Source organism: Paenibacillus sp. NRS-1782, assembly GCF_050467685.1.
Lineage (GTDB): Bacteria > Bacillota > Bacilli > Paenibacillales > Paenibacillaceae > Paenibacillus > Paenibacillus terrae_A.
Genome location: NZ_JBITPH010000050.1, coordinates 1 through 24,976, shown reverse-complemented (window position 1 = coordinate 24,976; position 24,976 = coordinate 1). Strand labels below are relative to the sequence as shown.

The following is a 24,976-nucleotide window of genomic DNA, read 5'->3' as shown; positions in this document are numbered from 1 at the left end:
GATTGATCCGAGCCGTCTGTATAGCTGGATTCGCAATTATCAGGTAACGGTGTTTGAATCGACACCAGCTCTGATCGTACCGTTCATGCAGCATGTGCATGAACACGGACTGGACATGAGCAGTCTGGAGCTACTCATCACCAGCTCGGACAGCTGTAGTGTGACGGATTACCGGGTGCTGCAAGAACGATTTGGCGCAGATACTCGGATAATTAACAGCTATGGCGTAACGGAAGCAGCGATTGACTCCAGCTTCTATGACGAAGAGCTATCGAAGCTGCCAAGCAGCGGCAGTGTGCCGATTGGTCAGGCGTGGCTGAATGCACGTTTTTATATCGTGGACAGCCAATTGAATCCGGTACCTATTGGCGTACTGGGCGAGCTATGCATTGGCGGAGCCGGGGTAGCACGTGGGTACCTGAACCGTACGGACCTGACGGCCGAGAAGTTCGTCGCGAATCCGTACGTGCCGGGTGAACGGCTGTATCGGACAGGTGACCTGGCACGGTGGATGCCGGACGGGAACGTGGACTTTATCGGCCGGATGGACTATCAGGTCAAAATCCGGGGCTACCGGATTGAGCTGGGCGAGATCGAAACCGTGATCCAGCGGGTGCCGGGTGTGCGTCAAGCGGTCGTGATCGACCGGACAGATGAGCGTGGGCACAAGTATTTGTGCGGGTATATTACGGGAGAAGCGGAGCTGCGGATCGAGGAGGTACAGGTCCAGCTGGAAGCAGGACTGCCAGCGCACATGGTGCCAGCACGCTTGATGCGTCTGGAGACGATACCGCTGACGAGCAACGGCAAAATCGACCGTAAGGCCTTGCCAGAGCCAGAAGGAAGTATCCATACAGGTGCAGCCTATGTGGCGCCACGTACAACGGTCGAGCAGGTACTGGCTTCGGTATGGGCCGGAGTGCTGGGCGTGGAAACGGTAGGCACGCAGGATAACTTCTTCGAGCTGGGCGGCGATTCGATCAAGGCGCTGCAGGTATCATCTCGATTACTGCAAGCAGGCTATCGAATGGACATGAAGGATCTGTTCAGCAATCCAACGGTAGCGTCCCTTAGTCCTTTGCTTCGCACAGATGGCAAAATCGCCAGTCAGGAAGAGGCAGTCGGTGAGGTAGAGCTGACACCAATTCAACGGTGGTTCTTTGAGCAGCAGCCGGTTGACCTGCATCACAGCAACCAGGCGATGATGCTGTATCGAGCTGGGCGCTTTGATGTAGATGCGCTGCGCCATACCATGGAACGCATGGTCCAGCATCATGACGCATTGCGTACTGTATTCCGTGAGACAGAGCATGGTTACGTAGCCTGGAACCGCAGTGTGGAGGAAGGCGAGCTATATACACTGGACATTGTAGATTTCAGTGGAGTTGAAGACGAATCCACAGCTGTGGAAGCCAAGGCGAATGAAATTCAAGCCGGCATTCATTTGAGCGAGGGACCGCTTGTGAAGCTTGGTTTGTTCCAATGCGCTCAGGGCGATCATTTGTTAATCGTCATTCACCATTTGGTCGTGGACGGTGTATCGTGGCGCATTCTGCTAGAGGATTTGGCAGCCGCTTATGAGCAGGCTGTTGCAGGTAAAACAGGCAAAGCTATTCGATTGCCGCTTAAAACAGATTCGTTCCAGACATGGGCCGAGCATCAGTTGGCCTATGCGAACAGTGCGACGATGGAGCGGGAGCTTGCTTACTGGCAGCATATTGAACAAGCAGAAGCAAGTCTGGCGAAGCCGTTGCCAAAGGATTATGACAACGATCATGCCTTGCTTGGAGATAGTGAGGTTGTCACCGTCCGCTGGACGAAGCAGGAAACCGATTTGTTGCTTAAGCAGGCTCACCGCGCGTATAGCACGGAAATGAATGACCTGTTGCTGGCTGCACTCGGCAAAGCCGTATATGACTGGTCCGGTTCTGAACGAGTACTGGTCAACCTGGAGGGTCATGGACGGGAATCCATTTTATCGGATGTGGATATTACGCGCACGGTGGGCTGGTTTACGAGCCAATTCCCGGTTGTACTGGATGGAAGCCTGGGACAAGGTGGAAATATCGCCCGTTTGATCAAACGGGTGAAGGAAGGGCTGCACCATATTCCGCAAAAAGGCATTGGCTATGGTATTTTGCGATACCTTTCAAATACGGAGGCTTCCGCGCAAGCAGGCGTACAGCTCCAGTTGACCCCAGAAATCAACTTTAACTATCTGGGTCAGTTTGATCAGGATTATAAAGGCAACGATCTGGAGCCTTCCTCCTATTCTATGGGTGTGCCTGTCAGCACAAACGCGGCTATGGATTTTGCGCTGGATATCAATGGAGTGATCGAAGACGGCGAGTTGATCTTTACTATTCGCTACGGCACAACGCAGTTCCGTCATGAGACGATTGCCCGGCTTGGAGAGCTGCTGGCTTCGGGCTTGCGTGAGGTGATTAGCCATTGCGTCGCCCAGGAAAGAACGGTATTGACACCAAGCGATGTCCTACTAGATAACGTAACGCTGGACGAGCTGGAGCAACTGGTGGAAGATACGCGAGATATGGGTGAGCTGGAAAATGTGTATGCCTTAACGCCAATGCAAAAGGGAATGCTCTTCTTCAGCATGATGGACGAGGATTCGGCGGCTTATTTTGAGCAGGCCACCTTTGAGCTGAACGGACGTTTTGATGTGGTCACCTTCGGCAAAAGCCTGGATCTGCTTGTACAACGTCATGAGGCCCTACGGACGAACTTTATCAATTTATGGAAGGATGAGCCTGTACAGGTTGTCTTCCGCAACCGCAGCGGAGCATTGTACTATGAAGACTTGCGCGGACTGGAAAAAGAGGAGCGTGAAGCTCGGGTTGAGGCTTTTGTGCTTGCAGATAAAGCCAAAGGATTCCGTCTGGCAGAGGATGCACTCAATCGTATTTCCATTTTGCAAACGGGGGATGAAACGTACCGCTTTGTTTGGAGCTTCCATCACATTTTGATGGATGGCTGGTGCTTGTCCTTTATGATACAGGAGGTATTTGGCAGCTATCAGGCATTTCGTGCGGGTCAGGAGCCGGTGCTTGAGCAGGTCACGCCATTCAGTCGTTTCATTGAATGGCTGGAGCGTCAGGATCGTGAAGCGGCCCTGCAATACTGGAGCGGGTATCTGGCAGACTATGAGCAGCAAATTATGCTTCCGCAGCAAAAAACACAGCCTAAATCCGCACAAGCAGGGGAATATGTCGGCGGAGAACTGGAATGCGAATTCCAGCCGGAACTGGTCGCTCAGATCGAACGGGTGGCGAAGCAAAATCAGGTGACCATCAATACATTGATTCAGACGGTATGGGGCGTGCTGCTGCAAAAATACAACAACAGTCCGGATGTTGTATTCGGTAGTGTTGTATCCGGTCGTCCAGCCGATATCATGGGTGTGGAGCGCATGATTGGGTTGTTCATAAATACGATTCCAGTGCGCATTCTGTCTGAAAAGGGTGAGGCCTTTGTCGAACTGATGAAACGAACACAGCGGCAGGCGCTGGCCTCTAATAGCTACGACGCATTTCCGTTGTATGAGATTCAGGCGCTGACCGAACAGAAGCAGGATTTGATCAACCATATTATGATATTTGAAAATTATCCGGTAGAGCAGCAGGTAGAGCAGTTGGGAAGTGGTGGTCACGATAAATTTACGATTTCGAACGTAGTGACTACAGAGGAAACCAACTATGATCTGAACGTAGTCGTTATGCCGGGAGAAGGTATGAAGATTCGTTTTATGTATAACGCACTCTGCTTTGATCAAATAGGCATTGAGCGTCTGCATGGACATTTTGTCCGTCTGCTGGAGCAAATTTCACTCCATCCGAACGTTCGCGTTGAAGAGCTGGAATTAGTCACAGCGGTGGAAAAACAACAGATTACAGAAGCGTTTAATGACACCGCTGCGGTATATCCACACAATCAGACAATCCATGAGCTGTTTGAGGAGCAGGTGGAGCGTACGCCGGATCAAGTGGCATTGGTGTTTGAAAATCAGAGTCTGACTTATCGGGAGCTGAATGAACGGGCCAACTCCTTGGCACGAATGCTTCAAGCGCAGGGAGTAGGACCCGACAAGCTGGTTGGCCTGATGGTGGAGCGCTCAGTGGAAATGATCGCAGGGCTCCTTGCTGTTCTAAAAGCAGGCGGTGCTTATGTGCCGATTGATCCCGAATTTCCGTCATCTCGTATTGAATACATGCTGGAAGACAGTAAGGCCACAGTGCTTCTGACCAGTCGTGATCTGGTGGAAGAGCACCATTGCAACGCCAATACAATCTTCCTTGAGGATACAGAATTGTATCAGGGAGAGAGCGGCAATCTGGAGACGATTGCCCGCCCAGAGCATTTGGCTTACGTCATTTATACCTCTGGATCGACTGGAAATCCGAAAGGAGTTATGCTCCAGCATGGCTCGGTACTCAACTTTATTACAGGGATGCGCGAAATAATCGACTTTGAAGCGGGCAAAACCATTTTGTCACTCACGACAATTTCATTCGATATTTTCGTATTGGAAACCATCCTGCCACTGTTGGGTGGAATGACGGTGGTGCTTGGCGACAGCCAGCATCAGGTTGATCCTCAGGCGCTGGGTGAGTTGATCGTTCATCATCATGTTGATATGTTGCAAATGACACCATCCCGGGTGCAAATGCTGCTGGGTCATGAAGCAGGCTCCCATGCGCTGCAAAGTGTGAAGGAAATAATGGTCGGGGGTGAAGCACTTCCGTCCAAGCTGCTGGCAGCACTGCAAGAAATAAACGGTCTTCGCATTTATAACATGTACGGTCCTACAGAAACGACGGTGTGGTCGACAGTACAGGAACTGACTCATGCCAATCAAATTAATATTGGACGTCCTATCGCGAATACGGAAATGTATATCCTGAATGCGAATGATGGATTACAGCCAATCGGTGTACCGGGCGAGTTATGTATTGCAGGGGAAGGCTTGGCCCGTGGGTATTGGAATCGCGAAGAACTGACGGCCGAGAAATTTGTGAATAATCCGTTTGCAGGCGGGAAAGCAGGCTATGAGCGGATGTACCGCACGGGTGATTTGGCGAGATGGATGCCGGACGGCAACATCGAATACTTGGGCCGGATTGACCATCAGGTGAAAATCCGGGGGTACCGGATTGAGCTGGGCGAGGTCGAATCGCAATTGCTGAAGGTGGAGTCGGTACGAGAAGCCATAGTTATGGCTCGTGCGGACGAAACAGGCCAATACCAACTGGTGGCATACTATATTGCGGAGCAAGAACTCGAATCCAGCGAGCTGAGAAGTGAACTGGGGCGGGAGCTGCCAAGCTATATGGTGCCTTCATACTTCATTCAGTTGGAGCAGATGCCACTGACACCGAACGGTAAAATCGACCGCAAGGCACTGCCGGCACCGGAAGGCAGCCTGCAAAGCGGAGCGAATTATGTAGAGCCGCGCACCGCGCTGGAACGGACACTTGTTGCCGTCTGGCAGTCCGTCCTGGGCGTGCAAACCGTCGGTATTTTGGACAATTTCTTTGATCTGGGCGGCGATTCGATCAAGGCGATTCAAATCGTATCCCGTGCGTTCCAGGCAGGCTATAAGCTAAACATGAAAGACTTGTTCAAATATCCAAGCGTGAAGGAGCTGGCTCCGCATCTGCATTTAGCGGGCAAGAGAACGGCCGAGCAAGGCGAAGTCACAGGGAAAGCGATGCTGACGCCGATTCAACACTGGTTTGCGGAACAGGAGCAGGTGGACGCGCATCACTTTAATCAGGCGGTCATGCTGCACCGGAAGCAGGGCTTTGACGAATCCGCTCTGCGTCAGGCGCTCATCAAGCTGGCGGAGCACCACGATGCACTACGGATGGTGTTCAGCAAGACAGAGCAGGGCTATGAAGCATGGAGCCGCGGATTGCAGGAAGGCGAGCTGTACCACCTGGACGTGCTGGACTTTAGGGATTTGACGGATGAAGCGGTGCTCAGCGCAGCGATTGAGGGGAAAGCCAGTGAAATTCAAAGCAGTATTCATCTGCATGAAGGACCGCTGTTTAGAGCAGGTTTGTTCCACTGTGCAGACGGGGATCATTTGCTGCTGGCGATTCACCATTTGGTAGTAGACGGGGTATCGTGGCGCATTTTGTTTGAGGATTTGGCTACAGCCTATGAACAGGCAGTAAATGGAGAAGCACTCCAATTACCTGACAAAACGGATTCCTTCCGTTCCTGGTCTGAAAGACTTTCCACCTATGCGAATAGCGCGGCAATGGACAGTGAATGCGCCTACTGGGAGCAATTGAATACATCCGCTTTGGTGGATCAAGCACGGTTGCCTGAGGATCAAGCGCAGGATGGCGAATTTACCTTGGCTGACACGGATACAGTGGTCATCAAGCTTACGGAAGAAGAGACAGAACGGCTATTGAAGCAGGCGCACCGCGCATATAACACGGAAGTGAACGATCTGCTTCTGGCTGCATTGGGCATGATGCTGTACACATGGACGGGTCATGAACGTAGCCTGATTAATTTGGAGGGGCACGGACGCGAGGACATTTTGCCGGATACGGACATTTCTCGCACGGTGGGCTGGTTTACGAGCCAATATCCGGTGCTGCTGGACATCGGTCGTGATCTTGATTTGTCGGGGCGCATCAAACAGGTCAAAGAGAGCCTGCGTCAAATTCCGAATAAAGGAATTGGTTATGGTATTTGGAGACATCTAATTGAAGCTGGCCGTGCAGATGGTCATAAAGAAGACGCTTTGCATATGGGTAAAACCGATGGAGGCTATGCCGAGCCGCAAGTGAGCTTTAACTATCTCGGACAGTTTGATCAGGACTTGCAAAACAGCGATATTCGGATATCTCCGTACCCGATTGGATTAGCTGTTAGTGACCGGACGAAGATGAAATACGCGCTCGATGTGGGCGGGATCGTCACGAACGGCATACTGGAGCTGGATATTCGGTATAACGGCAGGGCCTTCCGCAAGGACACCATCCAAATGCTGGCTGACCTGCTGAAAGCCAACTTGCTTGATATGATCGAGCATTGTGTCATACGGGAGCGGTCAGAATTGACTCCAAGCGATGTACTGTTAAAGGGTCTGACGCTGGAGCAATTAGACACGATTGTTGAGCAGACACAGACGGTTGGGGAATTGGAGAATGTGTATCCGTTAACGCCGATGCAGAAGGGCATGCTGTTCCATAGTCTGATGAACGCAGAATCAGGAGTGTATTTTGAACAGGCGACCTTTGATCTGGAGGGCCATTTTGAGCCGACCGTATTCGAGGAAAGCCTGAAGCTGCTGGTTAGCCGACATGCTATATTCCGGACAAATTTCTACAGCGGCTGGCATGGTCAACCGCTACAGGTCGTCTATCGCTATAAAAATCCGGGCTTCCGTTATGAGGATGTCAGAGGTCGTGAAGATGCTGTAGCTGAATTTGTGGGCCGGGATAAAGAGCAAAACTTTGATTTAGGCAAGGACGCGCTTATGCGCGTAACCGTCTTCCGCACGGGGGATAGCTCATACCGTTTTGTATGGAGCTTCCATCATATGGTAATGGACGGCTGGTGTCTGTCACTGGTGACGGACGAAGTGTTTGGTGCATATTTTGCCCTGCTGGAGCATCAGCAGCCAGAGCTCGCACCTGTCAAGCCGTATAGCGAGTATATTGATTGGCTGGAACGGCAGGATGCACAGGAAGCGACCCGCTATTGGAGCGACTATTTGGCTGGCTTCGAGCAGCAGACCTTGCTGCCTGGCGAGAACGCACAGGCCTCTGTAATGGCACGGATTGAAGATAAAGAAGGAAGCAGTAAGGCTTCAAATTCCGGTTATGTTTCGGAAAAGCTGTCATTTGTACTAGGTAAAGAACGAAGCACGGCGTTAAACCGCATTGCCAAGCAGCAGCAGGTAACGATTAATACATTGCTGCAAAGCGTTTGGGGCGTTATTTTACAAAAATACAATAATAATCAGGATGTCGTGTTCGGCAGTGTGGTATCCGGGCGTCCGGCAGACATTCCGGGTGTGGAAAACATGATCGGTCTGTTCATCAATACGATTCCGGTTCGTATTAGCAGTGAGCAGAATGCCACGTTTGCTGAAATATTACAACGAACACAGGAGCAGGCTTTGGCGTCCAGTGCGTATGATACCTTCCCGTTGTATGACATGCAGGCGCTGACTGAACAAAAGCAAGACCTGATTAATCATATTATGATCTTTGAAAACTATCCGATCGGGCAGCAAATGAAGCAGGTGGGCAGCTCCGGCGAGACAGGCGCACAGACTGGCTTCTCTATTGCCAATGTGGCACTCGCAGAGCAAACCAACTACGACTTTAACCTGATTGTTGTGCCTGACGAGGATATCTCCATCCTGCTTGAATACAATGCTCTTGTGTATAACCGGTTTGCTATGGAGCGTATCCAAGGCCATATCGACCAAGTCATCGGGCAAATCGTGAACAATCCGCATATCCGTGTGAATGAGCTGGGATTGATAACACCGGAAGAGCAGGCGCAGATTGTTCAGGTTTGGGGCGATACGGGGGCAGCTTATCCGCAGGATCAGACGTTAAGTGCGCTGTTCGAGGAACAGGCGGCACGAACACCGGATCAGGTGGCGGTGCTGTTTGGAGCAGAGACGTTGACCTACCGCGAGCTGAACGAGCGGGCGAATCGTCTGGCACGTACTCTACGTGCGGAAGGCGTTGAACCGGATCAGCCGGTGGGCATTCTGGTACGCCGCTCGCTGGACATGATCGTGGGTATCTATGCGATCCTCAAGGCAGGCGGAGCCTATGTGCCGATTGACCCGGAATATCCTGCGGATCGTATCCGTTTTATGCTGGAGGACTCGGGAGCGAAGCTGGTGCTGACGCAAGCGCATTTGGCAGAGCAGGCGTCTCTGAGCTTCGATGGCACGGTGCTGGTGCTGGACAGCGAAGAAATGTACCACGAAGACGGCTCGAATCTGGAGCCACTGGCTGGTCCGCACCATGTAGCCTATGTCATCTACACCTCCGGCTCGACTGGAAAGCCGAAGGGCGTTATGGTTGAGCACCATTCCGTGCTGAACCGGATTTTGTGGATGCATGATCGTTACGGCTTGAGTGCAGAGGATACGATCCTGCAAAAGACTGCCTTCACATTCGACGTATCGGTATGGGAGCTGTTCTGGTGGTCGATGGTCGGCTCGAAGGTAAGCCTGCTGTCGGTTGGCGGGGAAAAGAATCCGGAGGACATCGTCGACACGATTGCCCGCGATGGCGTAAGTACGATGCACTTTGTGCCAGCGATGCTGCATGCGTTCCTGGAGTATGTGGAGCAGCAGCCACAGGAAGTGATACAAGCGAAGCTGGGAACGCTGCGTCATGTGTTTGCCAGCGGAGAAGCGTTGCCGCCACAGCATGTGGCACGGTTCCAACAACTCGTGTCAGGAATCGCTGGAGCGAAGCTAATCAACCTGTATGGCCCAACCGAAGCGACGGTGGACGTATCGTACTTTGATTGCGAGCCGACAGAGGAATATGCGGTTATTCCGATCGGAAAACCGATTCAGAACATCCGTCTGTACATCGTGAAGGAAGGCACGGAGCAATTGCAGCCGATTGGGGTTGCAGGGGAGCTGTGCATCGGCGGTGTAGGCGTAGCACGAGGCTATCTGAACCGTCCGGAGCTGACGGCGGAGAAATTCGTTGCCGATCCGTTTGCCGGAGGCGAAGCAGGCTATGAGCGGATGTACCGCACGGGCGATTTGGCGAGATGGATGCCGGACGGCAACATCGAGTACTTGGGCCGGATTGACCATCAGGTGAAAATCCGGGGGTACCGGATCGAGCTGGGCGAGGTCGAATCACAGCTGCTGAAGGTGGAGTCGGTACGAGAAGCGGTCGTCATGGCCCGTGCAGATGAAACAGGCCAAAAACAAATGGTGGCGTACTACGTCGCCGGGCAAGAAATCGGAGCCAGCGAGCTGAGAAGTGAGCTGGGCCGGGAGCTGCCAAGCTATATGGTGCCATCGTACTTTGTACAGCTGGAGCAGATGCCGCTGAGTCCGAACGGCAAAATCAATCGCAAGGCACTGCCAGCACCAGAAGGCAGCCTGCAAAGCGGGGCGGATTATGAAGAGCCGCGCACCGCAACGGAACGGGCACTCGTGGCAGTCTGGCAGTCTGTCCTGGGCGTGCAAACCGTCGGTATTTTGGACAATTTCTTTGATCTGGGCGGCGATTCAATCAAGGCAATTCAAATCGCATCCCGTGCGTTCCAGGCAGGCTACAAGCTAGACATGAAGTATTTGTTCCAGTATCCAACAGTCGCAACACTGGCACCGCATATGCAAGAGGTGAGCCGTATTGCAGATCAAGGAGAAGTGAGCGGGGAAACCGCTTTGCTTCCGATCCAGCACTGGTTCTTTGCACAGGAGCGCGAGCGTCCGCAGCACTTTAATCAGGCGGTCATGCTCTATAGCGCCGAGGGCTTTGATGAGACGGCGGTTCGCCGGGCAATGGATCATATCGTGAAGCACCATGATGCGTTGCGTACGGTTTTCCGTCAGGCTTCATCCGGTTACACGGCTTGGACACGCGGTGTAGATGAAGGCGCATTGTATACGCTGGAAACGGTGGATTACCGTGAACAGGCAACCTATGCGGAAGCGCTGGAAGCGAAGGCCAATGAAATTCAAAGCAGCATTTATCTGTCCGAAGGACCTCTCGTACAACTGGGATTGTTCCGCACAGCAGAGGGCGATCATTTGCTCATAGCCATTCACCATTTGGTGATGGATGGGGTGTCGTGGCGGATTCTGTTTGAAGATTTCTCTACAGGCTACGAGCAGGCGCTGAAGGGTGAGTCTGTACGTTTGCCATATAAAACGGATTCCTTCCAAACATGGGCACGGGAGTTGTCGTCTTACGCCAACCGTCCTGAGGCTGCATCGGATGAAGTTTACTGGCAGCAGCTGGAGCAGGCCAAGGCTGATGCTGCGCCGCTGCCTAAGGATTTTGCCTATGAGGGCTCCTTGAATGCAGACAGCGAAGTGCTGACGGTGGAGTGGACCAAAGCTGAAACCCAACAGCTGTTGAAGCAGGCACATCGCGCCTACAACACCGAGGTCAATGATTTGCTGCTGACCGCGTTAGGATTGGCGATGCATAAATGGACAGGCGCAGGACATGTGCTGGTGAATCTGGAGGGACATGGTCGGGAAGCGATCCTGCCAGAGGTGAATATTACACGTACGATAGGCTGGTTTACGAGCTTGTATCCGGTGCTGCTGGACATGGGTGCCAATCTGACGCTGGCAGAGCGGATTAAAGACACGAAGGAAGGCCAGCGCCGGATTCCGCATAAAGGGCTGACGTATGGAACGTGGCGCTACTTGTCCCATGCGTCCGCATCGGATAAAGCACGTGCAATTCCAGCAGAACCGGAAATCAGCTTTAACTATTTGGGTCAGGTCGATCAGGATCTGGAAAACAGCGGAATCACGTTGTCGTCCCACGATGCAGGTGAGACAGATGATACACATTCACCGTTACTGTACACGCTGGATTTGAACGCGATGATCTCGGAAGGCATGCTGCGATTGACGATCGCTTACAGTCGTAAGCAGTATCGCAAAGAAACGCTGGAGCGTGTTGCAGGACTGCTGCAATCCGCTTTGCAAGAGGTGATTACGCTTTGCATCGCTCAAGAACAGCCGGAACTGACTCCGAGTGATGTGTCCTTCAAAGGTCTGACGACTGGAGAGCTGGAACAAATTGCGGAACAGGCTTCACGTACAGGTGAGCTGGAAAATGTATACGCACTGACGCCGATGCAGAAGGGTATGCTCTTCTACAATCTTATGGATTCGCAATCGGGAGCTTATTTTGAGCAGGCATCCTTTGATCTGCAAGGACATTTTAATATCCCTGCTTTTGCGGCAAGCCTGGATGTATTGGTGCAGCGGCATACGGCACTGCGCACGAACTTCTACAGTGGCTGGAAGGATGAACCGCTTCAGGTCGTGTACCGCAACAAGCGTAGTGAACTATATGTAGAGGACCTGCGCGATGTGGAGGAAGAGAAGCAAAACGAGTACATCCTCGAATATACGCGCAAAGACAAGCAGAGGGGCTTTGATCTCGCGCAAGATGCTTTGATGCGTGTCGCTATTTTGCGGATAGGTGAGGATTCGTACCGTTTTGTATGGAGTTTCCATCATATCGTGATGGACGGCTGGTGCCTGTCGCTGGTGACCAACGAAGTATTTGCGAGCTATTTTGCGATACTGGCCCATAAGCAGCCTGAGCTGGCACCTATAACGCCGTACAGTCAATATATCGAATGGCTGGAGCAGCAGGATCGTCAGGCCGCAACAGGTTACTGGAGCAAGGTTCTGGAAGGATATGAGGAACAGTCCCGCTTGCCACAGGCAAAAATCCAGGGTAAAACCGCATATCAGGCGGAGCGTCTGGATTTTGACTTGGGCGAAGATCTAACGGCAAGCATTCAGCGAATCGCCAATCGTTATCAGGTAACCATCAATACGTTGATGCAGACCGTGTGGGGCATACTGCTGCAAAAATATAATGGCACAGATGATGTGGTGTTTGGCAGCGTGGTATCTGGACGTCCGGCAGAAATTCCAAACGTGGAGCACATCATTGGTTTGTTTATCAATACGATTCCTGTACGCATCAGCAGTCATGTGGATAGCTTATTCTCAGAAGTGATGAAGCAAACCCAGGAGCAAGCGATTGCTTCCCATGCCTATGATACGTATCCGTTGTATGAAATTCAGGGGTTGTCGGAGCTTAAGCAGGATTTGATTAATCATATTCTTATTTTTGAGAACTATCCGGTAGAGGAACAAATTGAGCAATTAGGTAACGGTGATGGGTCCAGCTTTAGCATCACAGGGGCCGAATCTGTGGAGCAGACCAACTATGACTTTAACCTAGTGGTAATGCCAGGGAACACGATTCACATGAGCTTTGGTTATAATGCAATGGCATTTGAACGTGAAAGTGTAGAACAAATTCGAGGTCATCTGGTGCAAATGCTGGAGCAAGTGACAGCGAAGCCGGACATTCGGGTACATGAGCTGGATATGTTAAGCGAGCAGGAGCGAGAGCAAATTCTGGGCGTATGGGGAGATACAGCCGTCGAGTATCCAAGCGAGCAAACGATCCATGGCTTGTTCGAGACACAAGTAGCGCAGACACCAGAGCAGGCAGCGTTGTTCTTCGAAGGAGAGCAGTTGACCTATCGCGAGCTGAATGAACGTGCGAATCGTCTGGCTCGTACGTTGCGCGGTCAAGGCGTGACGAAGGATCGTCTAGTAGGTCTGATGACCGAGCGTTCGGTAGACATGATTGTGGGGATGTTCGGGATTATGAAGGCCGGGGGCGCGTATGTCCCCATTGATCCGACGTATCCAGAAGAACGTATCCGTTACATGCTGGATGATTCGGGTGCGGATCTCTTGTTAACCCAAAGCCATCTGGTGGAAAAAGTGGCCTTTGACGGCAAGGTTCTGGTGCTGGATGGAGAGCAGGAAGTATATCACGAAGATGGATCGAATCTGGAGCCAGTGTCTGGCCCGAACGATCTGGCGTATGTGATCTACACGTCGGGAACGACGGGTCAGCCGAAGGGCGTAATGCTGGAGCATCACGGGCTGTGCAATCTCAAAGCGTATTTTGATCAGACACTTCGGATCAGCACGTCGGATCATGCGTTATTGTTTGCCAGCTATTCGTTTGATGCGGCTTGCTGGGAAATCTTCCAGGCGTTGTTCTGCGGAGCCACGTTGTACGTGCCAACGTCAGAGACGATTTTGAACTATGAGAGATTCGAGCAATATATGGGGGATCATCAAATCACCGTGGCAGCCTTACCGCCGACCTATGCGGTGTATCTGGAGCCGGAACGGATGCCAAACCTGCGTATTCTGTTCACTGCCGGTTCAGCATCATCAACAGAGCTGGTATACAAGTGGAAGGATCAGGTGGCGTACTACAACGGTTATGGTCCGACCGAAAACTCGGTAGCGACGTCGATTTGGCCGGTATCCGAGGATGAGAGAGCAGGCCAACTGATTTCGATCGGACGTCCTGTGCCGAATCACCGGGTATACATGGTGGATGTGCATGGACATTTGGCTCCAGTAGGCGTAGCGGGTGAGCTGTGCGTATCGGGTCCGGGTCTGGCCCGTGGCTATCTGGATCGTCCAGAAATGACGGCTGAGAAATTCGTACCGAATCCGTTTGCGGCTGGCGAAGCGGGCTATGAACGGATGTACCGTACAGGTGACTTGGCGAAATGGATGCCGGATGGCAATATCGAATATTTAGGCCGGATCGACCATCAGGTCAAAATCCGGGGCTACCGAATTGAGCTGGGCGAGGTCGAGGCCCAAATGCTGAAAGTGGAAGATGTGCAAGAGGTCATCGTACTGGCCCAGGCGGACGAGCAGGGGCAAAACCAACTGGTGGCGTACTATGTTGCCGAACGGGACGTGAACGCAGGAGAGCTGCGCAGCTTACTGGGCGCGGAGCTTCCAAATTACATGGTGCCTTCGTATTTCATCCAGTTGGAGCAGATGCCACTGACACCGAACGGTAAGATCGACCGCAAGGCACTGCCGGCACCAGAAGGTAGCTTGCAAAGCGGTGCGGATTATGTAGAGCCGCGTACAGCGCTGGAGCAGACTTTGGTTTCCATTTGGCAGGCTGTATTAGGGGCCAAGAGAGTCGGGATTTTGGATAATTTCTTTGATCTGGGTGGAGATTCGATCAAAGCGATCCAGGTATCCTCCCGTTTGCTGCAAGCTGGCTACAAGCTGGAAATGAAGGATTTGTTCCAATATCCTTCCGTATCGCTGCTGAGTGGTCATGTCCACAAGGTCAGCCGTACAGCCGATCAGCGTGCGGTTTCGGGAGCGGTCAAGCTGACCCCGATTCAGCAATGGTTCTTTGGACAATTCGTAGCAGAGCCGCATTATTTCAACCAGTCGGTGATGCTGTATAGAGAGCAAGGCTTCGATGAAGCCGCATTGCATCAAACGGTGACCAAGGTGACCGAGCATCATGATGCGCTGCGCATGGTCTTCCGTCAGACCGAACAGGGCTATGAAGCGTGGAATCATGGCTTGAACGAAGGCAAGCTATATAGTCTGGACGTTGTTGATTTGACGGGCGTCGATGACGCTGCGGACGTGGTGAGGGCCATTGAAGAGAAAGCGAATGCTATTCAAAGTTCCATTCGTCTGGACGAGGGACCACTGGTCAAGCTGGGGCTGTTCCATTGCACGGACGGAGATCATTTACTGATTGCGATCCACCATTTGGTCGTAGACGGCATTTCATGGCGGATCATATTCGAGGATTTTGCCACCGGATATGAGCAGGCGGTTCGGGGAGAAGCGATTCGTCTGCCATATAAAACGGACTCTTTCTCCGTTTGGGCAGAGCGATTGTCCCAATATGCGAATAGTTCGGCCATCGAAAACGAACGCGATTATTGGCAGCATCTCGCCCAAATGGAAACCGCATCGTTGCCTAAGGATCAAGAGAGCGCGGAAGGACAGCATTCTCTGATCAGAGACAGTGAGATTGTGACTGTGGCTTGGAGCGAGCAGGAAACACGACTGCTGCTTCAGGAAGCACACCGTGCGTACAACACAGAGGTCAATGATTTGCTGTTAACCGCACTCGGTACGGCGTTATACAACTGGAGCGGTCAGGAGCGCGTGCTGGTCAACCTGGAGGGACATGGCCGGGAAGCCATTGTTCCAGATATCGACATCACACGTACAGTGGGCTGGTTTACAAGCCAATATCCGCTGCTGCTCGATGTTGATGGCAAGGCAGAAGTCGGTCAGCGAATTAAACGGGTGAAGGAAGACCTGCGTCATGTGCCGCATAAGGGCATTGGCTACGGTATTTTGAAATATATGTCTCGGGATGATGCCAATCCATCCTTAAGCTTGCAGCCTGAAATCAGCTTTAACTATTTGGGACAATTTGATCAGGATTTGGAAAATGGTGATATCACGCTGTCTTCACATACAGGTGGAGAGCCGATGAGTGACAATACCGCTCTGGAGCATCCACTGAATGTGAACGGGATGATTACAGCAGGCGTGCTGACATTGGAAATTCGCTATGACAGCAAGGTATATCATCAACAAAATGTGGAAAAATTTACACAATTGCTACAGGAGAGCTTGCAGGAAGTGATCGTTCATTGTGCCTCCAAAGAGCGGAGTGAACTAACACCAAGCGATGTATTGTTCAAGGGCTTGACGTTGGAGCAGCTGGAACAATTGACGGAGCACATGGCTGCTGTGGGTGAGCTGGAAAATGTGTATGCACTCTCGCCAATGCAGAAGGGGATGCTTTTCCATAGCTTGATGGAGCCGGAGTCAGGCGCATACTTCCAGCAAGCATCGTTTGATCAAAAAGGCAGCTTTGATGTAGCTATTTTCCGGAAGAGCCTGGATTTGCTGATACAGCGTCATGAAGCGCTGCGGACGAATTTCCATATGTTTGAGACAGGACAGAATCAGGAGCCGTTGCAGATCGTGTTCCGTCACAAAGATAGCGACCTTTCCTTCAAGGATTTACGCGGAATGCAGGAAGCGGAGCAACAGGCATATATTCAGGCGTTCAAGCTGGAGGATCAGGCTCGGGGCTTTAATCTCGGTACGGATGCGCTCATGCGCGTACAGGTATTGCAGACCAATGAAGAAACCTATCACTTGGTATGGAGCTTCCATCACATTGTCATGGACGGCTGGTGCTTGTCGCTGGTGACAGGCGAAGTGTTCGGTACGTACTTTGCGCTAGTGGAGCAGAAGCAGCCGGAGCTTGCTAACATCACCCCATATGGCCAATATATCGAATGGCTGGAGCGTCAGGATGAACGTGCGGCAAAAGAGTATTGGAGTAGCTATTTGGCAGGCTTTGAACAGCAGACTTTGTTGCCTGGATCGGATGCTTCATTAAAAGATCAAGCCGTGGACAGCACGGAGAATGCTCTATCCACTACAGCTAGTGAAGCCAGCGAATATATTTCTGAAAAAATAACGGTGGAGCTGGATAGCACGTTGAGCGAAGCCATGCATCGGGTAGCGAAGCAGCAGCAGGTGACGATTAATACGCTGATGCAAAGCGTGTGGGGCCTGATTTTGCAGAAATATAACAACAATGAGGATGTTATTTTCGGTAGTGTCGTATCTGGACGTCCGACGGATATCGTCGGCGTAGAGAATATGATCGGTTTGTTCATTAATACGATCCCGGTTCGGATTCAAAGTGAACGGAATGCTACTTTTGTGGAGATTATGCGGAGAACGCAGGAGCAGGCACTGGCCTCGGGAGTATACGACAGCTTCCCGCTGTATGAGATTCAGGCGCTGACGGAGCAGAAGCAAAATCTGATTAACCATATTATGGTATTTGAGAATTACCCGGTAGAACAGCAGGTTGAGCAGCTTGGCGAAGCTCGTCCGTCCGCTTTTGAAATTACGAATGTAGAGGTTGTTGAGCAAACGAATTATGATCTGGACTTGATTGTGATGCCGGATGAGGTGTTCCAAATCATGTTCCGCTATAACGCCAATGTGTATGATCGGGCTACCGTGGAGCGTATGCAAGGACATGTATTGCATGTGCTTGAGCAAATCGTGAACAATCCGCATATCCGTGTGAATGAGCTGGGATTGGTAACACCGGAAGAACAAGCGCAGATTGTTCAGGTTTGGGGCGATACGGGGGCAGCTTATCCGCAGGATCAGACGTTAAGTGCGCTGTTCGAGGAACAGGCGGCACGAATACCGGATCAGGTGGCGGTGCTGTTTGGAGCAGAGACGCTGACCTACCGCGAGCTGAACGAGCGGGCGAATCGTCTTGCACGTACCTTGCGCGCGGAAGGCGTTGAACCGGATCAGCCGGTGGGCATTCTGGTACACCGCTCGCTGGACATGATCGTGGGTATCTATGCGATCCTCAAGGCAGGCGGAGCCTATGTGCCAATTGACCCGGAATATCCGACGGACCGTATCCGTTTCATGCTGGAGGATTCAGGAGCGAAGCTGGTGCTGACGCAATCGCATTTGGCCGAGCAAGCGTCGCTGAGCTTCGACGGCAAGGTGCTGCTGCTGGATCGTCGGGAGCAAGATGGCAAGGAGATGGAGATGTACCATGAGGATGGCTCGAATCTGGAGCCACTGGCTGGTCCGCACCATGTAGCCTATGTCATCTACACCTCCGGCTCGACTGGAAAACCGAAGGGCGTTATGGTTGAGCACCATTCCGTGCTGAACCGGATTTTGTGGATGCATGATCGTTACGGCTTGAGTGCAGAGGATACGATCCTGCAAAAGACTGCCTTCACATTCGACGTGTCGGTGTGGGAGCTGTTCTGGTGGTCGATGGTGGGCTCGAAGGTGAGTCTGTTGTCGGTTGGCGGGGAAAAGAATCCGGAGGACATCGTAGACACGATTGCCCGCGATGGCGTAAGCACGATGCACTTTGTGCCTGCGATGCTGCATGCATTCCTGGAGTATGTGGAGCAGCAGCCACAGGAAGTGATACAAGCGAAGCTGGGAACGCTGCGTCATGTATTTGCCAGTGGGGAAGCGTTGCCGCCGCAGCATGTAGCGCGGTTCCAACGGCTCGTGTCAGGAATCGCTGGAGCGAAGCTGATCAACCTGTATGGCCCAACCGAAGCGACGGTGGACGTATCGTATTTCGATTGCGAGCCGACGGAGGAATATGCCGTTATTCCAATCGGGAAACCGATTCAGAACATCCGTCTGTACATCGTGAAGGAAGGAACGGAGCAATTGCAGCCGATTGGGGTTGCAGGGGAGTTGTGCATCGGCGGCGTAGGTGTAGCACGAGGCTATCTGAACCGTCCGGAGCTGACGGCAGAGAAATTTGTTGCCGATCCGTTTGCCGGTGGCGAAGCAGGCTATGAGCGGATGTACCGCACGGGCGATTTGGCGAGATGGATGCCGGATGGCAACATCGAATATTTGGGACGGATCGACCATCAGGTGAAAATCCGGGGGTACCGGATCGAGCTGGGCGAGGTCGAATCGCAGTTGCTGAAGGTGGAGTCAGTACGAGAAGCGGTCGTCATGGCCCGTGCAGATGAAACAGGCCAAAAACAAATGGTGGCATACTACGTCGCCGGACAAGAGCTCGGAGCCAGCGAGCTGAGAAGTGAGCTGGGCCGGGAGCTGCCAAGCTATATGGTGCCATCGTACTTTGTACAGCTGGAGCAGATGCCGCTGAGTCCGAACGGCAAAATCAACCGCAAGGCACTGCCAGCACCAGAAGGCAGCCTGCAAAGCGGAGCGGATTATGTCGCACCGCGGACGTGGGTGGAAGTGAAGCTGGCGCAAATTTGGCAGGATGTGCTGGGCTTGGCGCAGGTCGGTGTGAAGGAAAACTTCTTCGAGATTGGCGGACATTCGCTGCGGGCGACCACCCTGGCCTCGAAGATTCACAAGGAGCTGAACAAGCCGCTTCCATTACGCAGTATTTTTGAAGCACCAACGATCGAACAACTGGCAGCCGTTCTGGAAAGTCTGGATCAAGTGGCGTATGCGTCCATTCCGGTGACGGAAGCCCGTGGCTTCTATCCGTTATCCTCGGCGCAAAAACGACTGTATGTGCTGCATCAGTTCGACCCGAATGATGTGAACTACAACATGCCGTCGGTGCTGCAAGTGAGCGGCCCGCTGGATGTGAAACGAGTAGAGGACGTGTTCCGTCAGCTGATCGCCCGCCATGCGACCTTGCGTACCCGCTTTGAACTGGTGGACAGTGAGCCAATGCAATGGATTGAGGACATCGTGCCGTTCGAGGTGGAATATGCAAAGGTACAGGCAGAGGGTGCGACGACCACGGATACGATGGTTAGCAAGGAAGCGCAAGAGCGGGTGCGGCGCTTTGTCCGTCCGTTCAATCTGCAAGCTGCGCCGCTGCTGCGGGTAGGCTTGGTGGACCTGGGCGTACAAGGAGTGGAGCAAGAATCGCAGCATTTGCTCATGCTCGACATGCATCATATCGTTTCGGATGGTGTGTCTATGGAGGTACTGACCGATGAATTTGTCCGCTTGTATGACGGTGAAGAACTGTCGCCATTGCGGATTCAGTACAAGGATTATGCGGCATGGCAGCAAAGCGAAGCCCATCAGGAGTGGATGCAGCGCCAGGAAGCGTACTGGCTCGACACCTTCCGGGGTGAGCTGCCTGTGCTGGATCTGGCAACCGACTTTGCCCGTCCGGCGATGCAGAGTACAGCAGGGAATACGATCGAATTCGGACTGGAGCGTGCAGTTAGCGAACGTCTGAAAGAACTGGCGGCACAAACAGGCTCCACGCTGTATATGGTGCTGCTGGCGGCATACACCGCGCTCTTGCATAAGTACACGGGCCAAGAGGACATCGTAGTTGGAACGCCGATTGCGGGAAGACCGCATGCGGAACTGGAGAGCCTGGTAGGTGTATTCATCAACACGTTGGCGATCCGCAATTATCCGTCTGGCGACAAATCGTTCCTTGATCATCTGCGAGAGGTCAAAGAGCATGCGCTCAGTGCCTATGAGCATCAAGACTATCCTTTTGAAGAGCTGGTTGAGAAGCTGAATTTAACGCGGGATACAAGTCGAAATGCGCTGTTTGACACGATGTTTGAGTTGAAAACATTGGAGCAGCAGGAGTTGCAGCTGGAAGGTCTGACTCTAAATTCGTATCCGATGGAAAATAATACTGCCAAATTTGATTTGACTTTGGATGCAGTGGAGCAGCCGGAAGGTATTCTGTGCAGTCTGGAATACAGCACGGCGCTGTACAAGCCTGAAACCATCGCGCGATTGGCCAAGCATTTTACCGAACTTGTTCGTGCGATTACACTTGATCCGCAGCAGCCACTGGCAGCTTTGGATATGGTAACTGTCGAGGAAAAAGCACAAATCATCTACGGTTTTGGAGATGTGGGGGTATCGGATGTCGCTGCTGTTGAAGCAGGAGCCCTGTTCCATACCTTTGTGGAAGAACAGGCGCAGCTTGTACCGGATCACGTGGCGGTTGTGTATGACGAGCAACAACTTACGTACCGCAAACTGAACGAGCGTGCGAACCAATTGGCTCGTAGATTGCGGAATGAAGGCATTGGACGCGAGTCGATTGTCGGCATCTTGAGCGAACGCTCGGTAGACATGCTGGTCGGCGTACTAGCAGTGTGGAAGTCTGGAGGCGCGTATGTGCCGCTGGATGCAGATTATCCGTCGGAACGTATTCGTTTTATGCTGGAGGACAGTGGTGCTACGGTGCTGCTGACCCAAATAGGCTTGCAGGAGCGTGCGCAGGTATGGCTGGAGGAAAGCCGAGGGGTCTTGACCGGGCGGAAGTCTGAGGGCCAACTGGAAACGGCGGTTAGCGCTGAGACGGTGGAATCAGGTACCCTCCATGGAGACCTGAATTTAACATTAGACTGGCCATCTGACAGTAAAGCAACATCCGAACCAGCAACTGGACTGTGCTTGCAGACAATGCTGGCGTTGGATGATGAGTCACTGTACACCGGAGACACCACGGATATCGAACCTATCAACGAACCGCAGGATCTGGCGTATGTGATCTACACCTCCGGTACAACGGGACGTCCGAAGGGAGTCATGATCGAGCATCACAGCTTGGTGAATACAGCTGCGGCGTATCGCCGGGATTACCGCCTGAACCAGTTCCCGGTACGGTTGCTGCAACTGGCAAGCTTCTCCTTCGACGTATTCGTCGGGGATATCGCACGGGCGCTCTATAACGGCGGAACGATGGTGATTTGTCCGAAAGACGACCGGATTGATCTCAGCCGTCTGTACGACTGGATTCACGATTATCAGGTTACGGTGTTTGAATCGACACCAGCTCTGATCGTACCGTTCATGCAGCATGTGCATGAACAGGGACTGGACATGAGCAGTCTGGAGCTACTCATCACCAGCTCGGATAGCTGCAACGTGGCGGATTACCGAGTGCTGCAAGAGCGGTTTGGCGCAGCTACTCGGATCATTAACAGCTACGGCGTAACGGAAGCGGCGATTGACTCCAGCTTCTACGACGAAGAGCTGTCGAAGCTGCCAAGCAGCGGCAGTGTGCCGATTGGTCAGGCGTGGCTGAATGCACGTTTTTATATCGTGGACAGCCAATTGAATCCAGTACCTATCGGCGTACTGGGCGAGCTATGCATTGGCGGAGCCGGGGTAGCGCGTGGGTACCTGAACCGTGCGGACCTGACGGCCGAGAAATTCGTCGCGAATCCGTATGTGCCGGGTGAACGATTGTACCGCACAGGCGATTTGGCGCGGTGGATGTCGGACGGAAATGTGGACTTTATCGGCCGGATGGACTATCAAGTCAAAATCCGGGGCTACCGGATTGAACTGGGCGAGGTGGAAGCGCAGCTGCTGACCGTGGATGGCATTCAAAAAGCGATGGTCACCGCTTGGGAAAACGAAGACGGCAACAAGGACCTGTGTGCGTATCTCGTAGCCTCAGAGGCACTGAGCTTGCCGGAGCTACGCAAAGCGCTGCAGCCAAAGTTGCCGGGCTATATGATCCCGACGTATGTCGTACAACTGGATCATTTCCCGCTGACACCTAACGGAAAAATCGACCGCAAAGCGTTGCCTGCGCCGGAAGCACGCTTGGGAGGCACGGAGTACGCTGCACCGCGGACATTGCTGGAAGAGCAGCTTGTACGTATCTGGCAAGGTGTACTGAATCATTCGCAGATAGGCATTAAGGATAACTTCTTTGAAGTGGGAGGACATTCTCTGCGTGCTACAACACTGGTGGCGAAAATTCATCAGGAGCTGCATCACAAGCTGGCGCTGCGAGATATTTTCCAATATCCAACGATTGAGCAATTGGTGCAGGTGATGGGTGAACATCAGACACAGCACACGTATGTATCCATACCTGTTGTGGAGGAGCGCGCATATTATCCAGTTTCCTCGGCGCAAAAACGGATGTATGTTTTGAGTCATCTGGAAGGTGGAGAGGTTAGCTACAACATGCCGGAAGCTTTGATTATTGAAGGTTCCCTGGATAAAACGCGACTGGAGCAAGCCTTCCGTCAGCTGATTGCCCGTCATGAAACCCTGCGAACCAGATTCGATATGGTGGATGGCGAGGTTGTTCAACGTATTGAACCAAATGTCGATTTCAACGTGGAGTATGTGCTGGCAAGCGAAGAAGAGACACAGCAGTATGCACTGGACTTTGTACGTGCATTTGATCTCGCGCAAGCACCGTTGCTGCGGGTTCAGTTGGTAGAAAACGGACCGCAACGTCACGTTATGCTCTATGACATGCACCATATTATTTCGGATGGCGTTACTGAGGGAATAATCGTGCAGGAGCTTTCTCAATTGTATGCAGGCAAGGAGCTGCCGCCACTTCGCATTCAGTACAAGGACTATGCCGTTTGGCAGCATGCAGATATGCAAAGTGAACGTCTTCATGAGCAAGAAAGCTATTGGCTGAAAACCATGGCTGGTGAAATTCCGGCGCTGGATATGCCAACAGATTTTGCAAGACCAGCCGTACAGCGTCTGGAAGGAACTCGTTTGGATTTTGCAATCAGCATGGAGGACAGCGAGCAGTTGAAGCAGCTGGCCGCTCAAACCGGATCAACCTTGTACATGGTGTTGCTTGCAGCGTATAGCACACTCTTGCATAAATATTCGGGGCAGGAGGACATTATCGTCGGAACGCCGATTGCCGGAAGACCACATGCGGAGTTGGGGGGCCTGATAGGCGTATTCCTTAACACGCTGGCGATCCGCAATTATCCATCTGGCGACAAAACGTTCCTTGATCATCTGCGAGAGGTCAAAGAGCATGCGCTCAGTGCTTATGAGCATCAAGACTATCCTTTTGAAGAGCTGGTTGAAAAGCTGAATTTGACACGGGATACGAGCCGAAATGCGCTGTTTGACACGATGTTTGAGTTGAAAACATTTGAGCAGCAGGAGTTGGAGCTGGAAGGTCTGACCTTAAAGCCGTATCCGACGGAAAATAATACTGCCAAATTTGATTTGACTCTGGATGCAGTGGAGCAGCCGGAAGGTATTCTGTGCAGTCTGGAATACAGCACGGCGCTGTACAAGCCTGAAACCATCGCGCGATTGGCCAAGCATTTTACCGAACTTGTTCGTGCCATTACACTTCATCCACAGCAGCCACTGGCAGCTTTGGATATGGTAACCGTCGAGGAAAAAGCACAAATCATCTACGGTTTTGGAGATGTGGGGGTATCGGATGTTGCTGCCGTTGAAGCAGGAGCCTTGTTCCATGCCATTGTGGAGGAACAGGCGCAGCTTGTACCGGATCACGTGGCGGTTGTGTACGAGGAGCAGCAGCTTACGTACCGCAAATTGAACGAGCGTGCGAACCAATTGGCTCGTAGATTGCGAAATGAAGGCATTGGACGCGAGTCGATTGTCGGCATCTTGAGCGAACGCTCGGTAGACATGCTTGTCGGCGTACTGGCGGTGTGGAAGGCAGGAGGCGCGTATGTGCCGCTGGATGCAGACTATCCGTCAGAACGTATTCGTTTCATGCTGGAGGACAGCGGTGCGACGGTACTATTGACTCAAACAGGCTTGCAGGAGCGTGCGCAGGGATGGTTGGAGGAAAACAAAGCAACATCCGAACCAGCAACAGGACTGCGTCTGCATACCGTACTGGCGTTGGACGATGAGTCGCTGTACACCGGGGATACTGCGGATATCGAGCATATCAACGAGCCGCAGGATCTGGCGTATGTGATCTACACCTCCGGAACTACGGGACGTCCGAAGGGAGTCATGATTGAGCATCGCAGCTTGGTGAATACGGCTGCGGCATATCGCCGGGATTACCGTCTGAACCAA

The 24,976-nt window shown here is 52.4% G+C and carries 1 protein-coding gene; it reads left to right on the top strand.

Annotated features, from left to right (window positions below; genetic code table 11):
• Positions 1-24,976, top strand: a 24,976-nt coding sequence (locus tag ACIFQM_RS19545; protein WP_430065998.1) for a non-ribosomal peptide synthase/polyketide synthase, incomplete at both ends; no start/stop codon positions are given.